The organism is Candidatus Competibacteraceae bacterium, from assembly GCA_016713505.1.
Classification (GTDB): Bacteria; Pseudomonadota; Gammaproteobacteria; order Competibacterales; family Competibacteraceae; genus Competibacter_A.
In genome coordinates this window covers 1,837,851-1,856,754 of the sequence record JADJPA010000001.1, presented here as the reverse complement: position 1 = coordinate 1,856,754, position 18,904 = coordinate 1,837,851, and the positions used below count along the sequence as shown (strand labels likewise).

The 18,904-nt window shown below is 63.2% G+C and carries 16 protein-coding genes and 1 pseudogene; 4 read left to right on the top strand and 13 right to left on the bottom strand.

The window, feature by feature from the left end; translation table 11 throughout:
- Nucleotides 1–194: 194 nt before the first annotated feature.
- From IPK09_08405 to IPK09_08390, 4 genes are all read right to left on the bottom strand, one after another.
- On the bottom strand, nt 195–374 hold the full coding sequence (locus IPK09_08405; GenBank protein MBK7983638.1) for a type II toxin-antitoxin system VapB family antitoxin: 180 nt from the start codon (nt 372–374) through the stop codon (nt 195–197).
- A gap of 51 nt (nt 375–425) precedes the next feature.
- A complete protein-coding gene (locus IPK09_08400; protein MBK7983637.1) occupies nt 426–839 on the bottom strand; it encodes a PIN domain-containing protein in 414 nt (137 codons plus the stop codon).
- Entirely contained in the window at nt 836–1,096 is a 261-nt protein-coding gene (locus tag IPK09_08395) for a hypothetical protein (protein MBK7983636.1), read from the bottom strand. The genes IPK09_08400 and IPK09_08395 overlap by 4 nt, the downstream gene beginning before the upstream one ends.
- 76 nt (nt 1,097–1,172) lie before the next feature.
- A complete protein-coding gene (locus IPK09_08390) occupies nt 1,173–3,092 on the bottom strand; it encodes an ATP-binding cassette domain-containing protein (protein MBK7983635.1) in 1,920 nt (639 codons plus the stop codon).
- A gap of 93 nt (nt 3,093–3,185) precedes the next feature.
- On the opposite strand from IPK09_08390, the gene moeB reads away from it, so the two are divergent.
- Together moeB and IPK09_08380 are read left to right on the top strand one after the other, a co-directional pair.
- The gene (gene moeB, locus IPK09_08385) at nt 3,186–3,935 is read left to right on the top strand and encodes a molybdopterin-synthase adenylyltransferase MoeB (protein MBK7983634.1); all 750 of its coding nucleotides are present in this window, start codon (nt 3,186–3,188) and stop codon (nt 3,933–3,935) included.
- The gene (locus IPK09_08380; GenBank protein ID MBK7983633.1) at nt 3,932–4,429 is read left to right on the top strand and encodes a cupin domain-containing protein; all 498 of its coding nucleotides are present in this window, start codon (nt 3,932–3,934) and stop codon (nt 4,427–4,429) included. The genes moeB and IPK09_08380 overlap by 4 nt, the downstream gene beginning before the upstream one ends.
- A 28-nt stretch (nt 4,430–4,457) precedes the next feature.
- Here the strand turns inward: IPK09_08380 and IPK09_08375 are convergent, their stop codons facing one another.
- Complete coding sequence (locus tag IPK09_08375; protein ID MBK7983632.1) at nt 4,458–5,057, bottom strand: arylesterase; 600 nt, start codon at nt 5,055–5,057, stop codon at nt 4,458–4,460.
- 131 nt (nt 5,058–5,188) lie between these two features.
- Between IPK09_08375 and IPK09_08370 the strand changes: the two genes are divergently transcribed.
- Nucleotides 5,189–5,872 carry an ABC transporter ATP-binding protein gene (locus IPK09_08370; protein MBK7983631.1) on the top strand — a complete coding sequence of 228 codons (684 nt, stop codon included), beginning with the start codon at nt 5,189–5,191 and terminating at the stop codon, nt 5,870–5,872.
- A 3-nt stretch (nt 5,873–5,875) separates the two neighbouring features.
- Complete coding sequence (locus IPK09_08365) at nt 5,876–8,413, top strand: FtsX-like permease family protein (protein ID MBK7983630.1); 2,538 nt, start codon at nt 5,876–5,878, stop codon at nt 8,411–8,413.
- A gap of 86 nt (nt 8,414–8,499) precedes the next feature.
- On the opposite strand, the gene IPK09_08360 is transcribed toward IPK09_08365, so the two are convergent.
- The 8 genes and pseudogenes from IPK09_08360 to gcvP form a co-directional block, all read right to left on the bottom strand.
- Nucleotides 8,500–9,903 carry an MFS transporter gene (locus tag IPK09_08360; GenBank protein MBK7983629.1) on the bottom strand — a complete coding sequence of 468 codons (1,404 nt, stop codon included), beginning with the start codon at nt 9,901–9,903 and terminating at the stop codon, nt 8,500–8,502.
- A gap of 67 nt (nt 9,904–9,970) precedes the next feature.
- The gene (gene purU, locus IPK09_08355; protein MBK7983628.1) at nt 9,971–10,840 is read right to left on the bottom strand and encodes a formyltetrahydrofolate deformylase; all 870 of its coding nucleotides are present in this window, start codon (nt 10,838–10,840) and stop codon (nt 9,971–9,973) included.
- Nucleotides 10,841–10,922: 82 nt separating this feature from the next.
- Nucleotides 10,923–12,044, bottom strand: a complete 1,122-nt coding sequence (gene gcvT, locus IPK09_08350; protein ID MBK7983627.1) for a glycine cleavage system aminomethyltransferase GcvT — start codon at nt 12,042–12,044, stop codon at nt 10,923–10,925.
- Nucleotides 12,045–12,085: 41 nt separating this feature from the next.
- Nucleotides 12,086–13,465, bottom strand: coding sequence for an L-serine ammonia-lyase (locus IPK09_08345; GenBank protein ID MBK7983626.1), 1,380 nt, complete (start codon nt 13,463–13,465; stop codon nt 12,086–12,088).
- Between the two features lie 58 nt (nt 13,466–13,523).
- Nucleotides 13,524–13,952 (bottom strand): annotated as a pseudogene (locus IPK09_08340) (amino acid permease).
- Nucleotides 13,953–14,151: 199 nt separating this feature from the next.
- Nucleotides 14,152–15,408 (bottom strand): serine hydroxymethyltransferase, encoded by a 1,257-nt coding sequence (locus tag IPK09_08335; GenBank protein MBK7983625.1) that lies wholly within the window; start codon nt 15,406–15,408, stop codon nt 14,152–14,154.
- A gap of 31 nt (nt 15,409–15,439) precedes the next feature.
- Entirely contained in the window at nt 15,440–15,961 is a 522-nt protein-coding gene (locus tag IPK09_08330) for a glycine cleavage system protein R (protein MBK7983624.1), read from the bottom strand.
- A 24-nt stretch (nt 15,962–15,985) separates the two neighbouring features.
- Nucleotides 15,986–18,859, bottom strand: a complete 2,874-nt coding sequence (gene gcvP / locus IPK09_08325; GenBank protein ID MBK7983623.1) for an aminomethyl-transferring glycine dehydrogenase — start codon at nt 18,857–18,859, stop codon at nt 15,986–15,988.
- Between the last annotated feature and the right edge of the window lie 45 nt (nt 18,860–18,904).

The window sequence follows — 18,904 nt, the reverse complement described above, 5'->3', positions numbered from 1 at the left end:
CCAGTACGTCAAAGAATAGCGGAGAATCGGGGCGACGTTTTACAAGCCGCCGCTACAAGTCTGGTTCTGTTAAAAAGAGCTGCAAGACTTCCGATTTCAATATTTGAATCGCCGGGCTCTCAGCATTTCGCAACAGGCCGATCCACACTGAGGTGTCAACGAGGATCATCACCGGCGCGGGCCGCTTTGTGATCTTAGGTCGGGTCAAGTAAATCCTGACCCACCAGTTCGAGAATGCGTCGCTGCTTCTGACTGGCTATAAACCGCCGTAAAGCGATATCCACAATATCCACCGCTTCCCGCTTGGTTTTCACGTTCGCCAAACGCATGACTTCGTTGACCAGATCGTCATTGAGAACGATATTGGTGCGCATATACCCCTCTTTGATAAAGCTATCGTAAGCAGTGAACTGTTTTCTTCGCCATTAGGACAGTATCTCGAAAGAAACGTGTCGGTGGCCTTGTCGGATTCGATACGTTGAAAAATTATTCCGGTCGATGGTCAAGATTTTGCGTAGTTTTAAGGTCTCGGCGAGGACAACGAGTGAAGCATCGGCCAGGTCCATGGGATGATCGGCGTAGCGAACCATCAATTCAAAGGCCCGCACCAGCGCGGCATCGTCCAAATACCAAACCATAAGGCCGTGAGCGGCGACAAAATCCATCAACCGTTGCGAGCCGATGCTGCGAGGATCGAGCAGATGAAAAGCTTCGGTAAGCACCGGAACCGTGGTGCAAAGGGGTTCTTCGATGCGAGAAAGCCGTTGCGCGCAACGCAAATGATCGCGGTCAGCGGGGTCAAACAGGGCGACCAGCGGCCCGGTATCGACCAAGATCACCGCTTGTGTTTCCGGCGAATAATGTCGCCAATCGCGGATTTGGCCGCGCGGGCGGGCGCGACGGCATAACCGCCTTCGCCCAAATCGAGTTCGCGGTAAATTGAATAAGGAGTGCGGTTTGCCTGTTGCAGAGCGTGCTTTTCATAGATGCTCAAACCCTCCTTTAGCACTTCAGAAATGGACAGGCCGGTTAAATTTCGCAGCCGTTCCAAGGTTTTTTCGGCTTCCCCGTCAAGCCGGACAGTTCGGGTGCTCATGGATCGCCCTCAGTTGCTGATTACAAATTGTAATACAGAAAATCCCGTCGCGTGAAATCGCAACGGCTGAGGGCGTTCATTCCAAGCGCGCCAGCGCCTCCAACGCTTCTTGCGCTTCCAGCCAGTCGCTTTCGATTTCTTCCAGCGCTTTGTCCGCTTGCGCCTTGCGCAGCAATAGCGCTTTCAACGGGGTCTTGTTGGCGTCCTCGTACAGCGCTGGCTCCAACAAATCGTCGTGCAAGCGGCTCTGTTCGGCGTGCAGCGTCTCCAGCTGCTGTTCCAGCTTTTTAATTCGCTGCTCCAGCGGCTTGCGCTTGATCGCCTGTTGCTGGCGGCGCTCGGCGTCTTGCCGTTTCTGCTCGCGCCGTTCGAGTGCGCTGTTGCTGTTGCCGGTGGTCCGTGACTCCGCTTCCCGGCTGGCTGTCCGCTGCCGTTCGTTGATCCAATCGCGATAGTCGTCCAAATCGCCGTCGAAGGGTTGCGCCCGACCGTCCGCCACCAGCAAAAACTCATCGGTGACGGTGCGCAACAAATGGCGGTCGTGCGAAACCACGATCAACGCGCCTTGATAATCCTGCAACGCCAGGGTCAGCGCGTGGCGCATGTCTAGATCGAGGTGGTTGGTCGGCTCGTCCAACAGCAGCAAGTTCGGCCGCTGCCAAACCAGCAAGGCCAGCGCCAGCCGTGCCTTCTCGCCGCCGGAAAAGGGCGCGACCGGTTCCAAGGCCCGGTCGCCGTTAAAGCCGAAACCGCCGATGAAATCGCGCAACTGCTGTTCGGTGGCGCGGTCGCCCAATTGTTGCAAATGCCGTAGCGCGCTCCAATCGGGCCGCAGTTGCTCCAATTGGTGTTGGGCGAAATAACCGATAGCCAAGCCTTGACCGGTTTCGATCCGCCCGGATAGCGGCGGCAGCACGCCGGCCAACAGCTTAATCAACGTCGATTTGCCCGCGCCGTTCGGCCCTAGCAAACCCAGGCGGGTGCCGGGGTGAAGGGTGAGCTTGACCTGTTCCAACACCCGCCGCTCGCCGTAGCCAGCGGCTACTTTTTCAACCGCCAGCAGCGGATTCGGCAACCGTCCCGGCTCGGCGAACTGGAACTCAAACGGCGAATCGACATGGGCGGCGGCGATGCGCTCCATCCGCTCCAAGGCTTTGATCCGGCTTTGCGCTTGGCGAGCCTTGGTGGCCTTGGCGCGAAAGCGGGTGATGAAGCTTTCCAGGTGGGCGATTTCGCGTTGCTGCTTTTCATAAGCGGCTTGCTGCAAGGCCAGCCGGGCCGCGCGTTGCTCCTCGAAGGCCGCATAGTTGCCAGCGTAGAGGGTGATCCGGCATTGGTCGATATGGGCGATGCGATCGACCACGTTGTCCAATACATCGCGGTCGTGGGAAATTATTAGCAGCGTGCCCGGATACGCGCGCAACCACTGTTCCAGCCATAACACGGCGTCGAGATCGAGGTGGTTGGTCGGCTCGTCCAGCAGCAATAAATCCGAGCGGCACATCAGCGCCCGCGCCAGATTCAGCCGCACCCGCCAACCGCCGGAAAATTCGGCGGCCGGCCGTTCCAGTCGGTCGGGGGCGAAACCGAGACCGTTCATCAACTTGCCGGCGCGGGCGCGGGCGCTGTAGCCGTCGATGGCCTCAAAGCGGGCGTGACAGTCCGCTTGTCGCGCGCCGTCGTGGGCGGCTTCGGCGGCGTGCAACTCGCGCTCGATCCGGCGCAGTTCGGCGTCGCCGTCCAGCACGTACTCCAGCGCGGGAACCGTTAAGGCCGGCGTTTCCTGGGCGACATGGGCGACGACCCAGCGCGGCGGCCGGTCGAGATCGCCGGAATCTTGATGCAATTCATCGAGCAGCAGCGCGAACAGGCTAGACTTGCCGGAGCCGTTGGCTCCGATCAAGCCGACCTTCCAGCCGGGATAGACGGTTAGCGATGTGTTATCAAACAGCGGCTTGCCGCCGCGTTGCAAGGAAAGTTGGCGTAGGGTCAGCATAGTGGACTGAAGTTTATCAGCTTGCCGGCGAGGGCGATTCAACTGTTAGCTGGCTACAATCAGCCTTTAGCGACCCCAGCGCGAGGCCACTGCATGACGGACGATGAGTTGTTGCGTTACAGCCGGCAGATTCTGCTGCCGGAGTTCGATATCGAAGGCCAACAACGGCTGCGGCAGGCCCGCGCCTTGATCGTCGGCTTGGGCGGGCTGGGTTCGGCGGCGGCGATGTATCTGGCGGCGGCCGGGATAGGACGCTTGACGCTGGTCGATTTCGATAAGGTTGATCTGTCCAATCTGCAACGGCAGATCATCCACCGCACGGCGGACCTTGGCCGCCCTAAAGTAGAATCCGCCCGCGATACGGTGTTGGCACTCAATCCGCTGGTCGAAGTCATAGCGGCGGCGAAGGCGCTGGATGAAGCTGAGCTGGCGCAACATGTCGAGGGCGCCGCTGTGGTGGTGGACGCCAGCGACAATCTGCCGACTCGGCTGGCGCTCAACGCCGCGTGTGTTCGCGCGGGTACGCCGTTGGTGTCGGGGGCGGCGATCCGCTTGGACGGGCAAGTGCTGGTCTGGCGGCCAGGAGGGGAAGGGGCCTGTTATCGCTGCCTGTATCGCGACGCCGACTTGAATCTTGAAACCTGCGCTCAGACCGGTGTGTTGGCTCCGATAGTCGGGATCATTGGGAGTATCCAGGCGCTGGAAGCGATCAAGGTGTTAACCGGTCTTGGCGAACCGCTCGACGGCCGGCTGCTGCTGCTGGACGGCGCTCGCATGGAGTGGCGGACGATGAAAGTACGACGCGATCCGGCGTGTCCGATTTGCGGGGACCGTGGGGCATGAACGCCGACGACTGGATCGCCCATTTACGGCTCGAACCGCATCCCGAAGGGGGCTATTTCCGACGTATTTATACCGCCGCGTGGCATATTCCAGCCGATGTGCTGCCCGATCACGACGGAGCGCGGCCGGTGGTGACCGCCATTTACTACCTGTTAAAAGGCGAGCAGCATTCTCGATTGCACCGCTTGAAATCCGATGAGCTCTGGCATTTTTATTTGGGTTCGCCGCTGACCGTGCACATGCTGGATCGCGGCAATCAGTATGTGGCTTGGCGCTTGGGCGCTAACCCGAGCGCCGGCCAGCATCTGTACCATGTGACGCACGCCGGTTGTTGGTTCGGGGCCACGGTCGACGATCCCAACGGTTTTAGCCTGGTGGGTTGCACCGTGGCGCCCGGTTTCGACTTCGCCGATTTTGAATTGGCGGATCGACAGATGCTGCTCCAGCAGTATCCGCAACAGGCCGAATTGATCGAGCGTTTGACTTCATCCTGAGAGTCGCGGGATTTGCGAAAGGGCGGCATCATCGCAACGCCTGTTCCAGCGTCGGCCAGACGTTATCCAGAATCCGCTGCTGCGCCTCGGCGCGCGGGTGTATCCCATCGTCTTGCGTCAAGGTCGGATCGCCCGCCACGCCATCGAGCAGGAAGGGAATCAAGGCGATAGAGTAGCGTTGGGCCAGATCGCCGAACATCGCCTGAAACTTTTGGGTGTAGGAAGGGCCATAATTCGGCGGAATCCGCATTTCGGCCAGCAGCACGCGCGCGCCCGCTTTCTGGGACAGTTCGATCAGCCGGGCCAGATTTTCGCTGATGGTCGCGGGCGATTGGCCGCGCAGCCCGTCGTTGGCGCCCAATTCCAGAATGACGATGGCCGGGCGTTCGCGTTGCAGCGCCGCTGGCAACCGGCTCAGGCCGCCGCTGGTGGTGTCGCCGCTGATGCTGGCGTTGACGACTCGCTGCGGGTAGCCGCGTTCCGCCAACCGGCGTTGCAGCAAGCTCACCCAGCCGCGCTCGATGGGGATGCCATAGCCAGCGCTCACGCTGTCGCCCAGCACCAGCAGCACCGGGGGCTCGGCGCGAGCCGGAGCAGCGCAGAGCAGAACGCTCAGCCAGAACGCCATCTTGAGGAACGCTTTCAGGTTATTGGGTTCGATCATGGGAGAATGGAGCCATGCGGGTGGATAGTGACCAAACAGCGGGCAGCGGCGTTAGCGTAACCGCCGCGCCGCAATCAGACAATCAAACGGACTGTATGGTGCGGGTCGAAAGCTTGCGCAAGCAAGTCATCAGCCCGGAAGGCCCGCTGGTCATCCTGGATGACATCCACTTTACGATTCAGCGCGGTGAGAGCGTGGCGGTGGTCGGAGCGTCCGGCTCCGGCAAATCGACCTTGCTCAGCTTGCTGGCGGGGCTGGATACCCCCAGCGGCGGGCGGGTGTGGCTGGCCGGGGTCGATCTCGGTGGCCTGGATGAAGACGGCCGCGCCCTGTTGCGGGCGCGGCGGGTCGGCTTCGTGTTTCAGTCGTTTCAGCTGCTGGTCGGGTTGACCGCGTTGGAAAATGTGATGCTGCCACTGGAGTTGGCCGGCCAGACCGAGGCCCGCCGAGTGGCGTTGGATGTGCTGGATCGGGTCGGACTCAAGGCCCGCGCCCGCCATTATCCCACGCAATTATCCGGCGGCGAGCAACAGCGGGTGGCCATCGCTCGCGCCTTCGCCGGCGATCCCGACGTGCTGTTTGCCGATGAGCCGACCGGCAACCTCGACCAAAAGACCGGCCAGCGCATCATCGATCTGCTGTTTTCGCTCAACCGCGAACAGGGTGCGACCTTGATCCTGGTCACGCACGACCCCGAACTGGCGGCCTATTGTGACCGGATTCTGGAATTGGACGACGGGCGGCTGCGGGGTGAAAGCCATAAGGCGGGAGGTCGCTAGCGCATGGTTACCGAAAGGAATTTGGCCGCCACAGCGTCTCCGCAATGGCCGACGCTGCTGCGAATGGCTTTGCGGGCGCTGCGCCGCGACTGGCGGGCGGGTGAATTGCGGGTGCTGGCGGCCGCGCTGTTGATCGCGGTGGCTAGCGTTGCCGCCGTCGGTTTCTTCGCCGACCGCATCCGGCAAGCGATGGAGCACAAAGCCAGCGAACTGCTGGGCGCCGATCTTGCGGTATCGTCCTCGAACCCCTTGCAGCCGACGCTGGCGGAAACGGCGCGCCAGCGGGGCTTGTCGGTTGCCGACATTCTCAATTTCCGCAGCGTGGTCGTTTCTGGCGATCTCACCCAGTTGGCCGAGGTCAAGGCGGTCGGCCCCGGCTATCCGCTGCGCGGCGCGTTACAAGTCAGCGACCAGCCGTTCGGGCTCGCCCGCACCGTGACGACTATTCCCGAACCCGGTCAGGTTTGGCTGGATGAGCGTTTGTTGCAAACCCTCGGCTTGCAGGTCGGCGGCTCGGTCAACCTCGGCTCCCGCCGCTTTCGGATCGGACAGGTGCTGGCCTACGAGCCGGATCGGGCCGGCGATCTGTTCAGCCTCGCCCCGCGCTTGCTGATGAATCTGGCCGATATCCCCTCGACCGGCTTGATTCAGCGCGGCAGTCGGGTTGAATACCGGCTGTTGCTGGCCGGGGCGCCGGCGGCCTTGCAGGCTTTTAGAAGCTGGGCTGATCCCGTATTGAAAACGGGCGAGAAACTGCAAGGCGTGCGAGATGCCCGCGCTGAGTTGCGGGTCGCCTTGGAACGGGCGCAACGCTTTCTGAATCTGGCGGCGTTGGTCAGCGTCATTTTGGCCGGAGTCGGCGTGGCTATCGCCGCCCGGCGCTTCGCCGCCCGCCATTGGGATAGCGTCGCCATTCTGCGTTGCGTCGGCGCGACCCAGCCTTTAGTCACTCGGCTGTTCGTGCTCGAATTGCTGCTGTTGGCGGCGGCGGCCGGCGCAGCGGGTTTGGTGGTCGGCTATATCGCGCAATATGGGCTGAGCGGGGTGCTCGGCCAACTGATCAGCCGGACCGAATTGCCGCCCCCTTCTTGGCGGCCGCTGCTGCCGGCCTTGCTGACGGGCTTTGTGACCTTGCTCGGGTTCGGCTTGCCGCCGTTGCTGCGGCTGCGGGAGGTGCCGCCGCTGCGGGTGCTGCGGCGCGATCTCGGCCCGGTCGATCCGCGCTTGCTGGCGTTGTACGGTCCCGCCGTGCTGGCGAGCGCCGCGTTGCTGGTCTGGCAGGCGGGTGAATGGCGGCTGGCGTTATATGTCTGCGCCGGGGTGGCGGGAACGGTCATCGTGCTGTCGCTGGCGGCTTGGGGCTTGGTGAAGGCGCTGACTCTGTTGCGCGGTCGGGTCGGGGTGGCGTGGCGGTTCGGCTTGGCCAACATCGCCCGGCGCGGTCCCGGCAGCGCAGCGCAGGTGGTGGCGCTGGGTTTGGGCTTGATGGCGTTGTTGGTGCTGACCCTGGTGCGCACCGATTTGCTGGCCAGTTGGCGCTCCAGCTTGCCGGCCGATGCGCCCAATCATTTTTTGGTCAACATTCAGCCCGGCGAGGTCGCGGCGGTCGGGGATTTTCTGCACGAACACGGTTTGAATGGCGTTGAGCTGTTTCCGATGGTGCGCGGTCGCCTGAACGCCATCAACGGTCGCGCGGTGGGGCCGGACGATTACGACAACCCGCGCGCCAAGGGGTTGGTGGAACGGGAATTCAATCTGTCCTGGGCCGAACGCTTGCAGGCGGATAACCGCATCATGGCCGGTCGCTGGTGGACTGGCGCGGAGCACGGTCAGGGCCTTGCCTCGGTGGAGCAGGGTTTGGCGCAGACTCTGGGCATCACGCTGGGGGACACCTTGCGATTTCAAGTGGCCGGACAGAGTTTGGACGCCAAAGTGGGGAGCCTGCGCCGCGTCGAGTGGGATTCGTTCCGGGTGAATTTCTTCGTGCTGTTCCCGCCCGGCGTGCTGGATGCCTATCCGGCGACCTGGATCACCAGCTTTCATTTGCCTAAGGACCAGAAACCGCTGCTGGCGGAGTTGGTCCGCCGCTATCCTTCGGTGACGGTGATCGACGTGGACGCCCTGATGGGTAAGGTCCGCGAGATCATGGATCGGGTGATCGCCGCTGTCGAATACATATTTTTGTTTACCCTGGCGGCGGGCTTGGTGGTGTTGTACGCAGCGATTCAAGCCACCCAGGACGAGCGGCGGTTCGAGAGCGCCGTGCTGCGCACCTTGGGCGCGCGTCAGGCGGTGGTGCGGGAGAGCCTGCTGGCGGAGTTTGCGACGCTGGGACTGTTGGCTGGGGTGTTGGCCGCCGCCGCCGCGACCGTGTTGAGCTTCGTGCTCGCCGTGCAGGTCTTCGACTTTCCCTATCGCTGGAATCCGTGGGTCTGGCTGTTGGGCGCGGTCGCCGGCGTGCTGGGCGTGGGTTTGGCGGGTTTGTTCGGGGCGCGCTCGGCGCTGAGCCAGCCGCCGTGGCGGGCGCTGCGGGAATTGTAAGCGCCGGATCAAAAAAAACGCCTCTCCGCGAAGATTGGGGAGGCGCTGAGCGTTCTGTCAAGACGGAAATACAAAATGCGGATGGCCTATTTCTTGGCGGGGATCAACACAAAAGCGACCAGGGCCGCCAGCAGCGTTGCGACGACGCCGGAGCCGATGCTGTACATGGCGGCCGCGTGCAAGTTGCCTTGCGTGCTCGCCGCCACGGCTCCGTAGATGGCCAGATGGATAGCGATGCCGAACGCGCCGCCGATCGAACTGGCCATCTTGAAGATGCCGCCGGCCACACCGGCCTTGTCCGGAGGCGCCGTGTTGATCGCCGCGCCGGTCGCCGGCGTGGCGAACATGCCGAGGCCGACGCCTTGGGCGGCCAAGCCGGCGAAGACCAAGATGAAGTAGAGCGTATTGTCGGTGATGGAGGTCATGGACAGCAGGAGCACCATGACCAAGAAGCAGAGCGCCCCCAACACCATCGGCAGGCGCGGCCCGGTGCGCAGGCTGATCTTTTCGCCCACCCGGATCATGGTGACCACGGTCACGGCGTAACCCAAGGTCAGCAGCGCCGCTTCCATCGGCGTCAGACCGCGCCCTTTTTGAAGGTAGGTTTGAATCACGAACAGAATGCCGATCAGCGAGTTGATGAACAGGTTGGCCACCACCGCACCGGTGAAGATCTTGCTCTTGAACATGCGCAGATCCGCGATGGGCGATTGATGCCGCAGCTCGTTGGGAACGAACACCGCCATCGCTGCTATAAAGAGGGCGAGCGCACCGATGGTGGTCGGATTGGCCCATCCCCAAGCATTACCTTTGGAAATGAATAGATTGAGGGCCAGGAAGCCGACGATCAGCGCCGCGAAGCCCAGGGTATCGAACCGCTCGTTCGGGTTGCTGGCCGCTTTCCGTTCCGGCGCCCCGCGCAGCAGCCAAAAGGCGATGAAGATACAGGGCACGGCCAGCAGGAAAGCCCAGCGCCAGCCGATATAGGTGGCGACCAGCCCGCCGAACAGGCTGGAGACGCTGGCCGCGCCGAAGGTCGACATCGACCAGAGGCTGATGGCGCGTGGGCGGTCGGCGTCGTTGTAGTAAACCCTGACCAGCGCCAGGGTGGCGGGCATGATGATGGACGAGGCGAGGCCCTGAAAAAATCGGCCCGCAATCAGCATCGGCATGTTGGGAGCCAAGCCGGCCAGCAACATGCCGATCAGTCCGATGCCCAAGCCGATGCGCGTCAGCAGCACGCGCCCGTAACGATCCGCCAGCCCACCCGCCGGTACGATGCAGATGCCCGCCACCAACCCCGCCATGCTGGAGGCCAAACCCAGGTTTGGATCGGTGGACGGCACGCCCATGGTCGCGGCGATGCTCGGCAGCAGTGCGCCCATCGACATGGCGAACAGCCAATACAAGGATACGCCGATGCACATGCCCAAGAGAACACTGCCCGGACACCGGTACCCTTCGGAATTTAGCGCGGCGTTATTCGACATAAGCTATTCTCCTTATTCATATTATGAACGATCAACCCGAACGGCCCCGCCGGCGCCGGGGCTTGATTCAGCGGAATACCACCGTTCTCCTTCCGTTGAGGAACAGCCGGCGCTCGACGTAGTATTTGACCGCTCGCGCCAAGGCCGCGCACTCCATATCCCGACCGGTGGCCGCCAGTTGCTCGGGGCGGCAGGCATGATCGACCCGCTCGACCACTTGCTCGATGATCGGGCCTTCGTCCAAGTCCGAGGTCACGAAATGGGCGGTGGCTCCGATCAGCTTGACGCCGCGCTCGTGGGCTTGATGGTAGGGTTTGGCGCCTTTGAAACCGGGCAGGAAGGAATGGTGAATGTTGATGGCGCGACCGGCCAGTTGCTCGCACAGCTCGGCCGAAAGCACCTGCATGTACCGCGCGAGAACCACCAATTCGGTTGCGGTGCGGGACACGATCTCCAGCAGCTGTTGCTCTTGGGCGGCCTTGGTGTCCGGGGTCACCGGCAGATGGTGATAGGGCAGGCGGTGAGCGTCGGCGATGGGCTTCAGATCGGGATGGTTCGACACGATGGCCGTGACCTCCATCTTCAGTTCGCCAATGTGCCAGCGATATAACAGATCGTTCAGGCAATGGTCGAATTTGGAAACCATGAGCAGCACGCGCGGGCGCGCGGCGACCGCATGGATCGCCCAGCGCATCGCGAAGCGGCCGGCGACCGGCGCAAATTCCTGCCGCATTCGCGCCAGCGACGCGGACGGGTCAGCGGGGCTGTGATAGACGCAGCGCACGAAAAAGCGGTTGCTGGTCTCGTCGTCGAACACGGCCAGCTCTTCGATGTAACAACCCAGACCGTCCAAACAGGCCGAGACAGCGGCAATCTGTCCCGGCGCGCTCGGGCAATCCAGCGTCAGAATGAATGTGCTGCTGGGAGCGGCGGGCATGGCGGTAACATCCTCATCGGCGACCGACCCCAAGACCTGGGCCGGCCGCCCGAGCGTCGGTGTAACATGAAGGTCTTATCCATCAACCCCGGTGGTAACGCTGCGGGACGAACGGTGTTTTGGCGACTTCGACCGGCACCGGTTTGTCGCGCACCACGGCGTTGAGCGCGGTGCCGATCTTCGCCAGCGAGGTTTCGACATAGCCCATCGCGAGCGGGCCGCCCAAGGTCGGACCGAAGCCGCCGCTGGTGACTAGGCCGACCTTACGGCCGCTACCGTCCACTAATTCAGCGCCATCCCGGACTGGCATTTTGCCCTTGGGCAACAGGCCGACGCGCTTGCGCGCGACGCCGCCGGCGATCTGACCCAGAATGACATCGGCGCCGGGATAGCCGCCGGGCCGGGTGCCGTCGCGGCGGCGCGGCTTGGACAGCGCCCACAGCAGGCTGCCTTCGACCGGGGTGGTGGTGGTGTCGATATCGTGGCCGTACAGGCACAGCCCGGCTTCCAGCCGCAGCGAGTCCCGCGCGCCCAGCCCAATCGGGGCGACTTCCGGTTGCGCCAACAGCAGGCGGGCCAGCTCCATCGCCTTGTCGGCGGGTACGGAAATCTCGAAGCCATCTTCGCCGGTGTAGCCGGAACGGCTGATGTAACACGGGACACCGACCAGCTTGACTTGACCGTGATCCATGAAAATCATCTTGGCGGTGTCCGGCGCGAGCCGCGCCATCACCGCGCCCGCCGCCGGACCCTGAATGGCCAGCAGCGCGCGGTCGGCCAGCTCCTCTACGTTGCAGCGGTCGGACAAATGCGCCTTCATGTGGGCGATGTCCTGCTTTTTGCAGGCGGCGTTGACCACCACGAACAGCGAATCGCCGCTGTTGGCGACCATGAGATCGTCCAGAATGCCGCCTTGCTCGTTGGTGAACAGGGCATAGCGCTGGTTGCCGGCCGGGAGTTCGATGATGTCGACGGGAACCAACGTCTCCAGCGCCGCCGCTGCGTTTGCGCCGGATAGACGGACTTGGCCCATGTGGGAGACGTCGAACAGACCGGCCTGATTGCGGGTGTGATTGTGTTCCTTGATGATCCCAGAGGGGTATTGCACCGGCATTTCGTAACCGGCGAAAGGAACGATCTTGGCGCCGAGTTCGACGTGCAGGTCGTACAGCGGCGTGCGGGAAAGGGTTTCGTTCGTGCTCATGGCAGGGTTCCAAGTAGTGGAGAGTTCGGGTTCGCGGTGCGTTAGCACTCGATGATGTTGACGGCCAGTCCGCCGCGAGCGGTTTCCTTGTATTTGGTCTTCATGTCCGCGCCGGTCTCGCGCATGGTCTTGATGACCTTATCCAGCGACACGAAATGCTTGCCGTCGCCGCGCAGCGCCATGCGGGCGGCGTTGATCGCCTTGATCGAGGCCATCGCGTTGCGCTCGATGCACGGCACCTGCACCAGCCCGCCGACCGGATCGCAAGTAAGGCCGAGGTTGTGCTCCATGCCGATTTCGGCGGCGTTCTCGACCTGCTGCACGGTGCCACCGAGCACTTCCGCCAGTGCCCCGGCCGCCATCGAGCAGGCCACGCCGACCTCGCCCTGACAGCCGACCTCCGCGCCGGAAATCGAGGCGTTTTCCTTGTACAGGATGCCGATGGCGGCGGCGGTGAGCAGGAAACGCTCCACGCCGTCGTCGCTGGCGTTCCACACGAAGCGGGAGTAGTAGTGCAATACCGCTGGAACGATGCCAGCCGCGCCGTTGGTCGGGGCCGTAACCACTCGTCCGCCGGTGGCGTTTTGTTCGTTCACCGCCAGCGCGTACAGGTTGACCCAATCCATGACCGTCAGCGGATCGCGCAGGCTGGCCTCTGGCCGGTTCACCAGCGCACGGTACAGGTCGGCGGCCCGGCGGCGCACCTTGAGGCCGCCCGGCATGATGCCCTGCTTGCTGATGCCGGCGCGCACGCACTCCTGCATCACGTTCCAGATTTTCTGCAAACCCGCCCGCGTCTCGGCTTCCGGCCGCCAGCTCTGTTCGTTCTCCAACATCAGTTGGCTGATGGAAATCTGACTTTCCTCGCACCGCCGCATCAGGTCGGCGCTGGTCTTGAAGGGATAGGCCAGGGGCGTTTGGTCTTCCACGATGCGGTCGGCCCCGGCCGCTGCTTCGTTGACCACGAAACCACCGCCCACCGAGTAATAGACCTTGTTACTCAGCACGCCGCCACCGGCGTCAAACGCGGTGAAGCGCATCCCGTTGGGGTGGAACGGCAGCGACTCGCGCCGGTGCATGATCAGGTGTTCCTTTTCCCGGAACTCGATTTCATGCGCGCCCAGCAGCTTGAGGCAACGGGCGTCGCGCATCGCTTTCAGCCGGCTGTCCACCGCTTCGGTATCCACCGTATCCGGCGCGTCGCCTTCGAGGCCCAGCAGCACGGCTTTGTCGGAGCCGTGCCCCTTGCCGGTCGCGCCGAGCGAGCCATAGAGGTCGGCCTTGACCGCATGAACCCGTTCCAGCAGGCCGGCCTCCTTGAGGCCGACGGCGAATTCCAAGGCGGCCCGCATCGGGCCGACCGTGTGCGAGCTAGACGGCCCGATGCCGATTTTGAACAGATCGAAAACGCTCAGCGCCATGGGAGCCTCCGCAGTGCTCGTTAAGCCCGAATTGCTTCCTGATCGGGAGATTTCACCCCAGGGCGACCAGCGCGGGAACCCATTGGGGAATGTCGGGGAACCAGTAGTGAAAATAGACGCCGATGGCGGTGAGTTCCGCCATGCCGGTCGCCACCCAAGTGAACCAGTAGGTCCAGCCGGTCACGAATCCCGCCCACGGACTGACGTATTCCTCCGCGTAGACGGCGAAAGAGCCGGCGACCGGTCGGTGAAGCAACAGCTCTCCCAAAGCGCGCATGATGAAAAAAACGGCCAGGCCAGCGAGGGCATAGGTCACCACCAGAGCCGGCCCCGCTTTTGAAATCGCCCTGGCCGAACCGAGAAACAAGCCGACGCCGATGGCGCCACCGAGTGCGATCAACTGAATGTGGCGGTTTTCCAGCCCGCGGCGCAGCTCCTTTTTCTCGTGTTGCTGTTCTTCGTCCAACAGTTCCGTGACGGTGGTCATGGCGGCTGTTTCCTCTTTGGCGAAATGAGCGAAAGCCCTCGGCCTGGTGGTGGCGGGGCATGGGAATCTAACGGAGTTAGCTCCCGTTTTCATATCGGCTACCCACGGCCCGAGGGCGCCAATATGATTCGTTCTGTTTTTTTGTCGGACGTATTAGGTCCGGGGCCTGAAAGCACCGCGCCGGTAGAACCTGCGTCCGTTACGTTCCGTAGACCGGGAAACGGGCGCACAGCTCGGCGGTTTGCGCCTTGACCCGCGCGATCACCTCTGGGTTCTTGATGTCATCGAGGATGTCGCAGATCCAATTGGCGACAGACTCCACCTCGGCTTCCTTGAAGCCGCGGGTGGTCGCGGCCGGGGTGCCGATGCGGATGCCGCTGGTCACGAACGGCGATTGCGGGTCGTTGGGCACCGAGTTCTTGTTGACGGTGATGCCCGCTGACCCCAGCGCCGCGTCGGCGGCCTTACCGGTCAGGCCCTTGTCGATGAGACTGAGCAGGAACAAATGATCCTCGGTACCGTTGGAAACCACCTGGTAGCCGCGTTTTTGGAACACCGCCGCCATCGCCTTGGCGTTCTTGATCACCTGCTGCTGGTAGGTCTTGAACTCCGGTTGCAGGGCCTCCTTCAAGGCCACCGCCTTGGCGGCGATCACGTGCATCAGCGGGCCGCCTTGGATACCGGGAAAGACCATCGAATTAAACTTCTTCTCCAGATCGGGGTTGGACCGCGCCAGAATCAAACCGCCGCGCGGCCCGCGCAAGGTCTTGTGGGTGGTGGTAGTCACCACATCGGCGATCGGCACCGGGTTGGGATAGAGACCCGCCGCGACCAGGCCCGCCACATGCGCCATATCGACGAAGAAATAAGCCCCAACCTTATCGGCGATGGCGCGGAAGCGCGCCCAGTCGAGAATCAGCGAATAGGCCGAAAATCCGGCGACGATCATCTTAGGCCGGTGCTCCAGCGCCAGCGCTTCGACTTCCTCGTAGTCGACTTCGCCGGTGTCGGGCTTGATGCCGTACTGCACCGCGTTGTAGGTCTTGCCGGAGAAATTGACCTTGGCGCCGTGGGTCAGATGGCCGCCGTGGGCCAGGCTCATGCCGAGCACGGTTTCGTGCGGCTGGAGCAGGGCCATGTAGACCGCGCCGTTGGCCTGCGAGCCGGAATGCGGCTGGACGTTGGCGTAATCAGCCCCGAACAACTGCTTGGCGCGGTCGATGGCCAACTGCTCGGCGACATCGACATGCTCGCAGCCGCCGTAGTAACGCTTGCCGGGGTAGCCTTCGGCGTATTTGTTGGTGAGCGCCGAGCCTTGCGCTTCCAGCACCCGCGGGCTCGCGTAATTTTCGGAAGCGATCAGTTCGATGTGATCTTCTTGCCGCTGTTTCTCGGCTTCGATGGCGGCGAAAAGTTCGTCGTCAAAACCTTGGATTTTCATGTCGTTGCCAAACATCGCAAGTCCTCTCGATTCGGTGGTTTTCGCGTCAGGCCGCTGAGGCGAGGCTGATATCGACCATCAGGTTGTTGGCCAGATTCTCGATCGCCTGACGCAGTACGGCGTCGGTCAGTCCCGCGGGGATGCGCAGAGTGGCGCGCAGCTCAAACATGTCCTCACCCGAGAATGAGCCGCTGAAAAAAGCGGTCTCCATCTCCTCGATGTTGACCTTCTGCCGCGCCAGGGTGTCGGAGATATCGCGCACGATGCCGGGCCGGTCGAGGCCGGTCAGTTCCAGCTTGAGGGTGCGCCCGCCCGCCGCCGCCCCGCTGCTTCCCTGTTCGATCACCAGCCGCAGGCCCTGTTGTTCCAGCCCCTGCAACGAGGCGATCAAGGCCTCGGCCTTCGCCTGCGGCACGCTGACCAGCAGCAGGCCGGCGAACTTGCCGCCCAGGCTCGCCATGCGCGAGTCCAGCCAGTTGCCGCCGCCCGCGGTGATCTTTTGCGAGATCGCGCTCACCAATCCCGGTTTATCCTGACCGATCACGGTCAGGACGATGGAGGTCATCATGATTCGGCTCCTCAGTGAGTGGCGTCAGGCGCCCGCATAATCGCTCTGGTCTTCGTAGTCCGACACCGGCACGCACGCGCACACCAGATGGCGGTCGCCGTAGACGTTGTCGACCCGACCCACCGGCGGGAAATACTTGACGGTGCGCAGGCTGTCGACCGGGAATGCCGCCTGTTCGCGGCTGTAGGGATGACCCCATTCGCCGGCCAGATCCAGCGCCGTGTGCGGCGCGTTCTTCAGCGGGTTGTCGGCGGCCGGCATATGGCCCGATTCGATGGCGTGAATTTCCTCGCGAATGTGGATCATGGCGTCGCAGAAGCGGTCGAGTTCCGACCTCGGTTCGCTCTCGGTCGGCTCGATCATCAGCGTGCCCGGCACCGGGAACGACATGGTGGGGGCGTGGAAGCCGAAGTCGATCAACCGCTTGGCCACGTCGTCGACGGTGACGCCGGTACGATCCTTGATCGGGCGCAGGTCGATGATGCACTCGTGCGCCACCCGGCCGTTGGCGCCGGTGTAAAGGATCGGATAGTGCGGCGCGAGGCGGTGGGCCATGTAGTTGGCGTTGAGGATAGCCGCTTCGGTGGCCTGCTTGAGACCTTCGCGGCCCATCAGCGCGATGTAGGCCCAACTGATCGGTAGGATGCTGGCGCTGCCCCAAGGCGCCGCCGCCACCGCGCCGGAGGGTTTTTCCGCCCAAAGGTGATGGCCCGGCAGGAACGGCGCCAAGTGCGCCTTGACCCCGATGGGGCCGACACCGGGGCCGCCGCCGCCGTGTGGGATGCAGAAGGTCTTGTGCAGGTTGAGGTGGGATACGTCTCCGCCGAATTTCCCTGGCTGACACAGCCCCACCATCGCATTCATGTTGGCCCCGTCGAGATAGACTTGGCCGCCGTGGGAATGGATCACCGCGCAGATCTCGCGGATCGCTTCCTCGAACACGCCGTGAGTGGACGGGTAGGTGATCATGATGGCGGCCAGATTGGCGGAATGCTTCTCGGCCTTGGCCTTCAGATCGTTCAGATCGACGTTGCCGTTTTGATCGCAAGCCACGACCACCACCTGCATTCCGGCCATCTGCGCGGTCGCCGGGTTGGTGCCGTGGGCCGAGGACGGAATCAGGCAGACGTTGCGCCCGCCTTCGCCCCGGCTGGCGTGATAGGCGCGAATCGCCATCATGCCGGCGTATTCTCCTTGCGAACCGGCGTTGGGCTGGAGCGACACGGCGTCATAACCGGTGCAGGCCACCAGCATCTTCTCCAGTTCCGCGAACAGTTCCGCATAGCCCTGGGCCTGATCGAGCGGAGCCAGCGGGTGCAGGTTGGCGAACTCCGGCCAGGTGATCGGAATCATTTCCGTGGTGGCGTTCAGCTTCATCGTGCACGAGCCGAGCGGGATCATGCAGCGGTCCAGCGCCAGATCGCGGTCGGCGAGGAAGCGCAGGTAACGCAGCATCTCGGTTTCCGAGTGATAGGTGTTGAACACCGGATGGGTCAGGAACTCGGAGGTGCGAGCCAGAGCCGTCGGAATGCGGCCAGCGGCGGATGGCTCCAGCGCGGCGAAATCCGGCGGGGCCGCGCCCGCCTTGGCGAAGGCCGCCCACAGGACTTCCACGTCAGCGCGGGTGGTGGTCTCGTCCAGCGCGATGCCGATGGCGTCACCGCCGGCGGCGCGCAGGTTCAGCCGACGGTCGCGCGCGGCGGCGTGAATGGCGGCGGTCTGCCCGCCGGTCTTGACGGTGATGGTGTCGAAAAAAGCCGGGGTCGCCAGTTCGTGGCCGAGTTTCAGGAGTCCTTCGGCCAGGGTCACGGTCAGCCCATGCACCCGTTCGGCGATGGCGGTCAGGCCCTTGGGACCGTGATAAGCCGCGTACAGGCCGGCCATGATCGCCAGCAGCGCCTGCGCGGTGCAGATGTTGCTGGTGGCTTTCTCGCGCCGGATGTGCTGCTCGCGGGTCTGCATCGCCAGGCGCAGGGCCTTGTTGCCTTTGCTGTCGATGGAAACACCCACCAACCGTCCCGGCATGTCGCGCTTGTAGCGGTCGCTGGTGGCGAAGAAGGCGGCGTGCGGCCCACCGTAGCCGAACGGGATGCCGAAGCGCTGCGCCGAGCCGATGACCACATCGGCCCCGAATTCAGCCGGCGGCTTTAGCAGGGTCAGAGCCAGCAAATCGGCGGCGACCACCGCCAGCGCGCCCTTGCCGTGAGCCTTGGCGATGGTGTCGGCATAGTCGTGAATCGCGCCGGAGCTGGCCGGGTATTGCAGCAACACCCCGAAGCAGTCCAGCGCGTCGAGATCGCTCTGATGGCCGCCGACCACCACCTCCAGGCCGAGCGGCGCGGCGCGGGTGCGCACCACGTCGATGGTTTGGGGATGGCATTCGGCGGATACGAAAAACGTCTTGCTCTTGGCTTTCGACAGTCGCCGGCAGAAGGTCATCGCCTCGGCGGCGGCGGTTGCCTCGTCCAGCAGCGAGGCGTTGGCGATTTCCATGCCGGTGAGATCCATGATCATGGTCTGGAAGTTCAGCAGGGCTTCGAGTCGTCCTTGTGAGATTTCCGGTTGATACGGGGTATAGGCCGTGTACCACGCCGGATTTTCCAGCACGTTGCGCAAAATGACCGTCGGGGTGTGGGTATCGGAATAACCCATGCCCAGGAACGACCGGAACACCTTGTTATGGGCGGCCATGCGCCGTAGTTCGGCCAATACCCGCGCTTCGCCGCGAGCCGGATCGAGCGCCAGCGGCGTGCCGGACCGAATGCCGGCGGGCACCACCTTGTCGATAAAGGCATCCATCGAGTCAAAACCCAGCGTGGCGAGCATCTTGGCTTGCTCGGCGGCGCTCGGCCCGATGTGCCGGGAAATGAATTCTCCGCGGTTGTCCAGCTCGGACAAGGTGCGCCGGGGTGCGGTAGTTGGAGTATTCACGACCACCTCTTC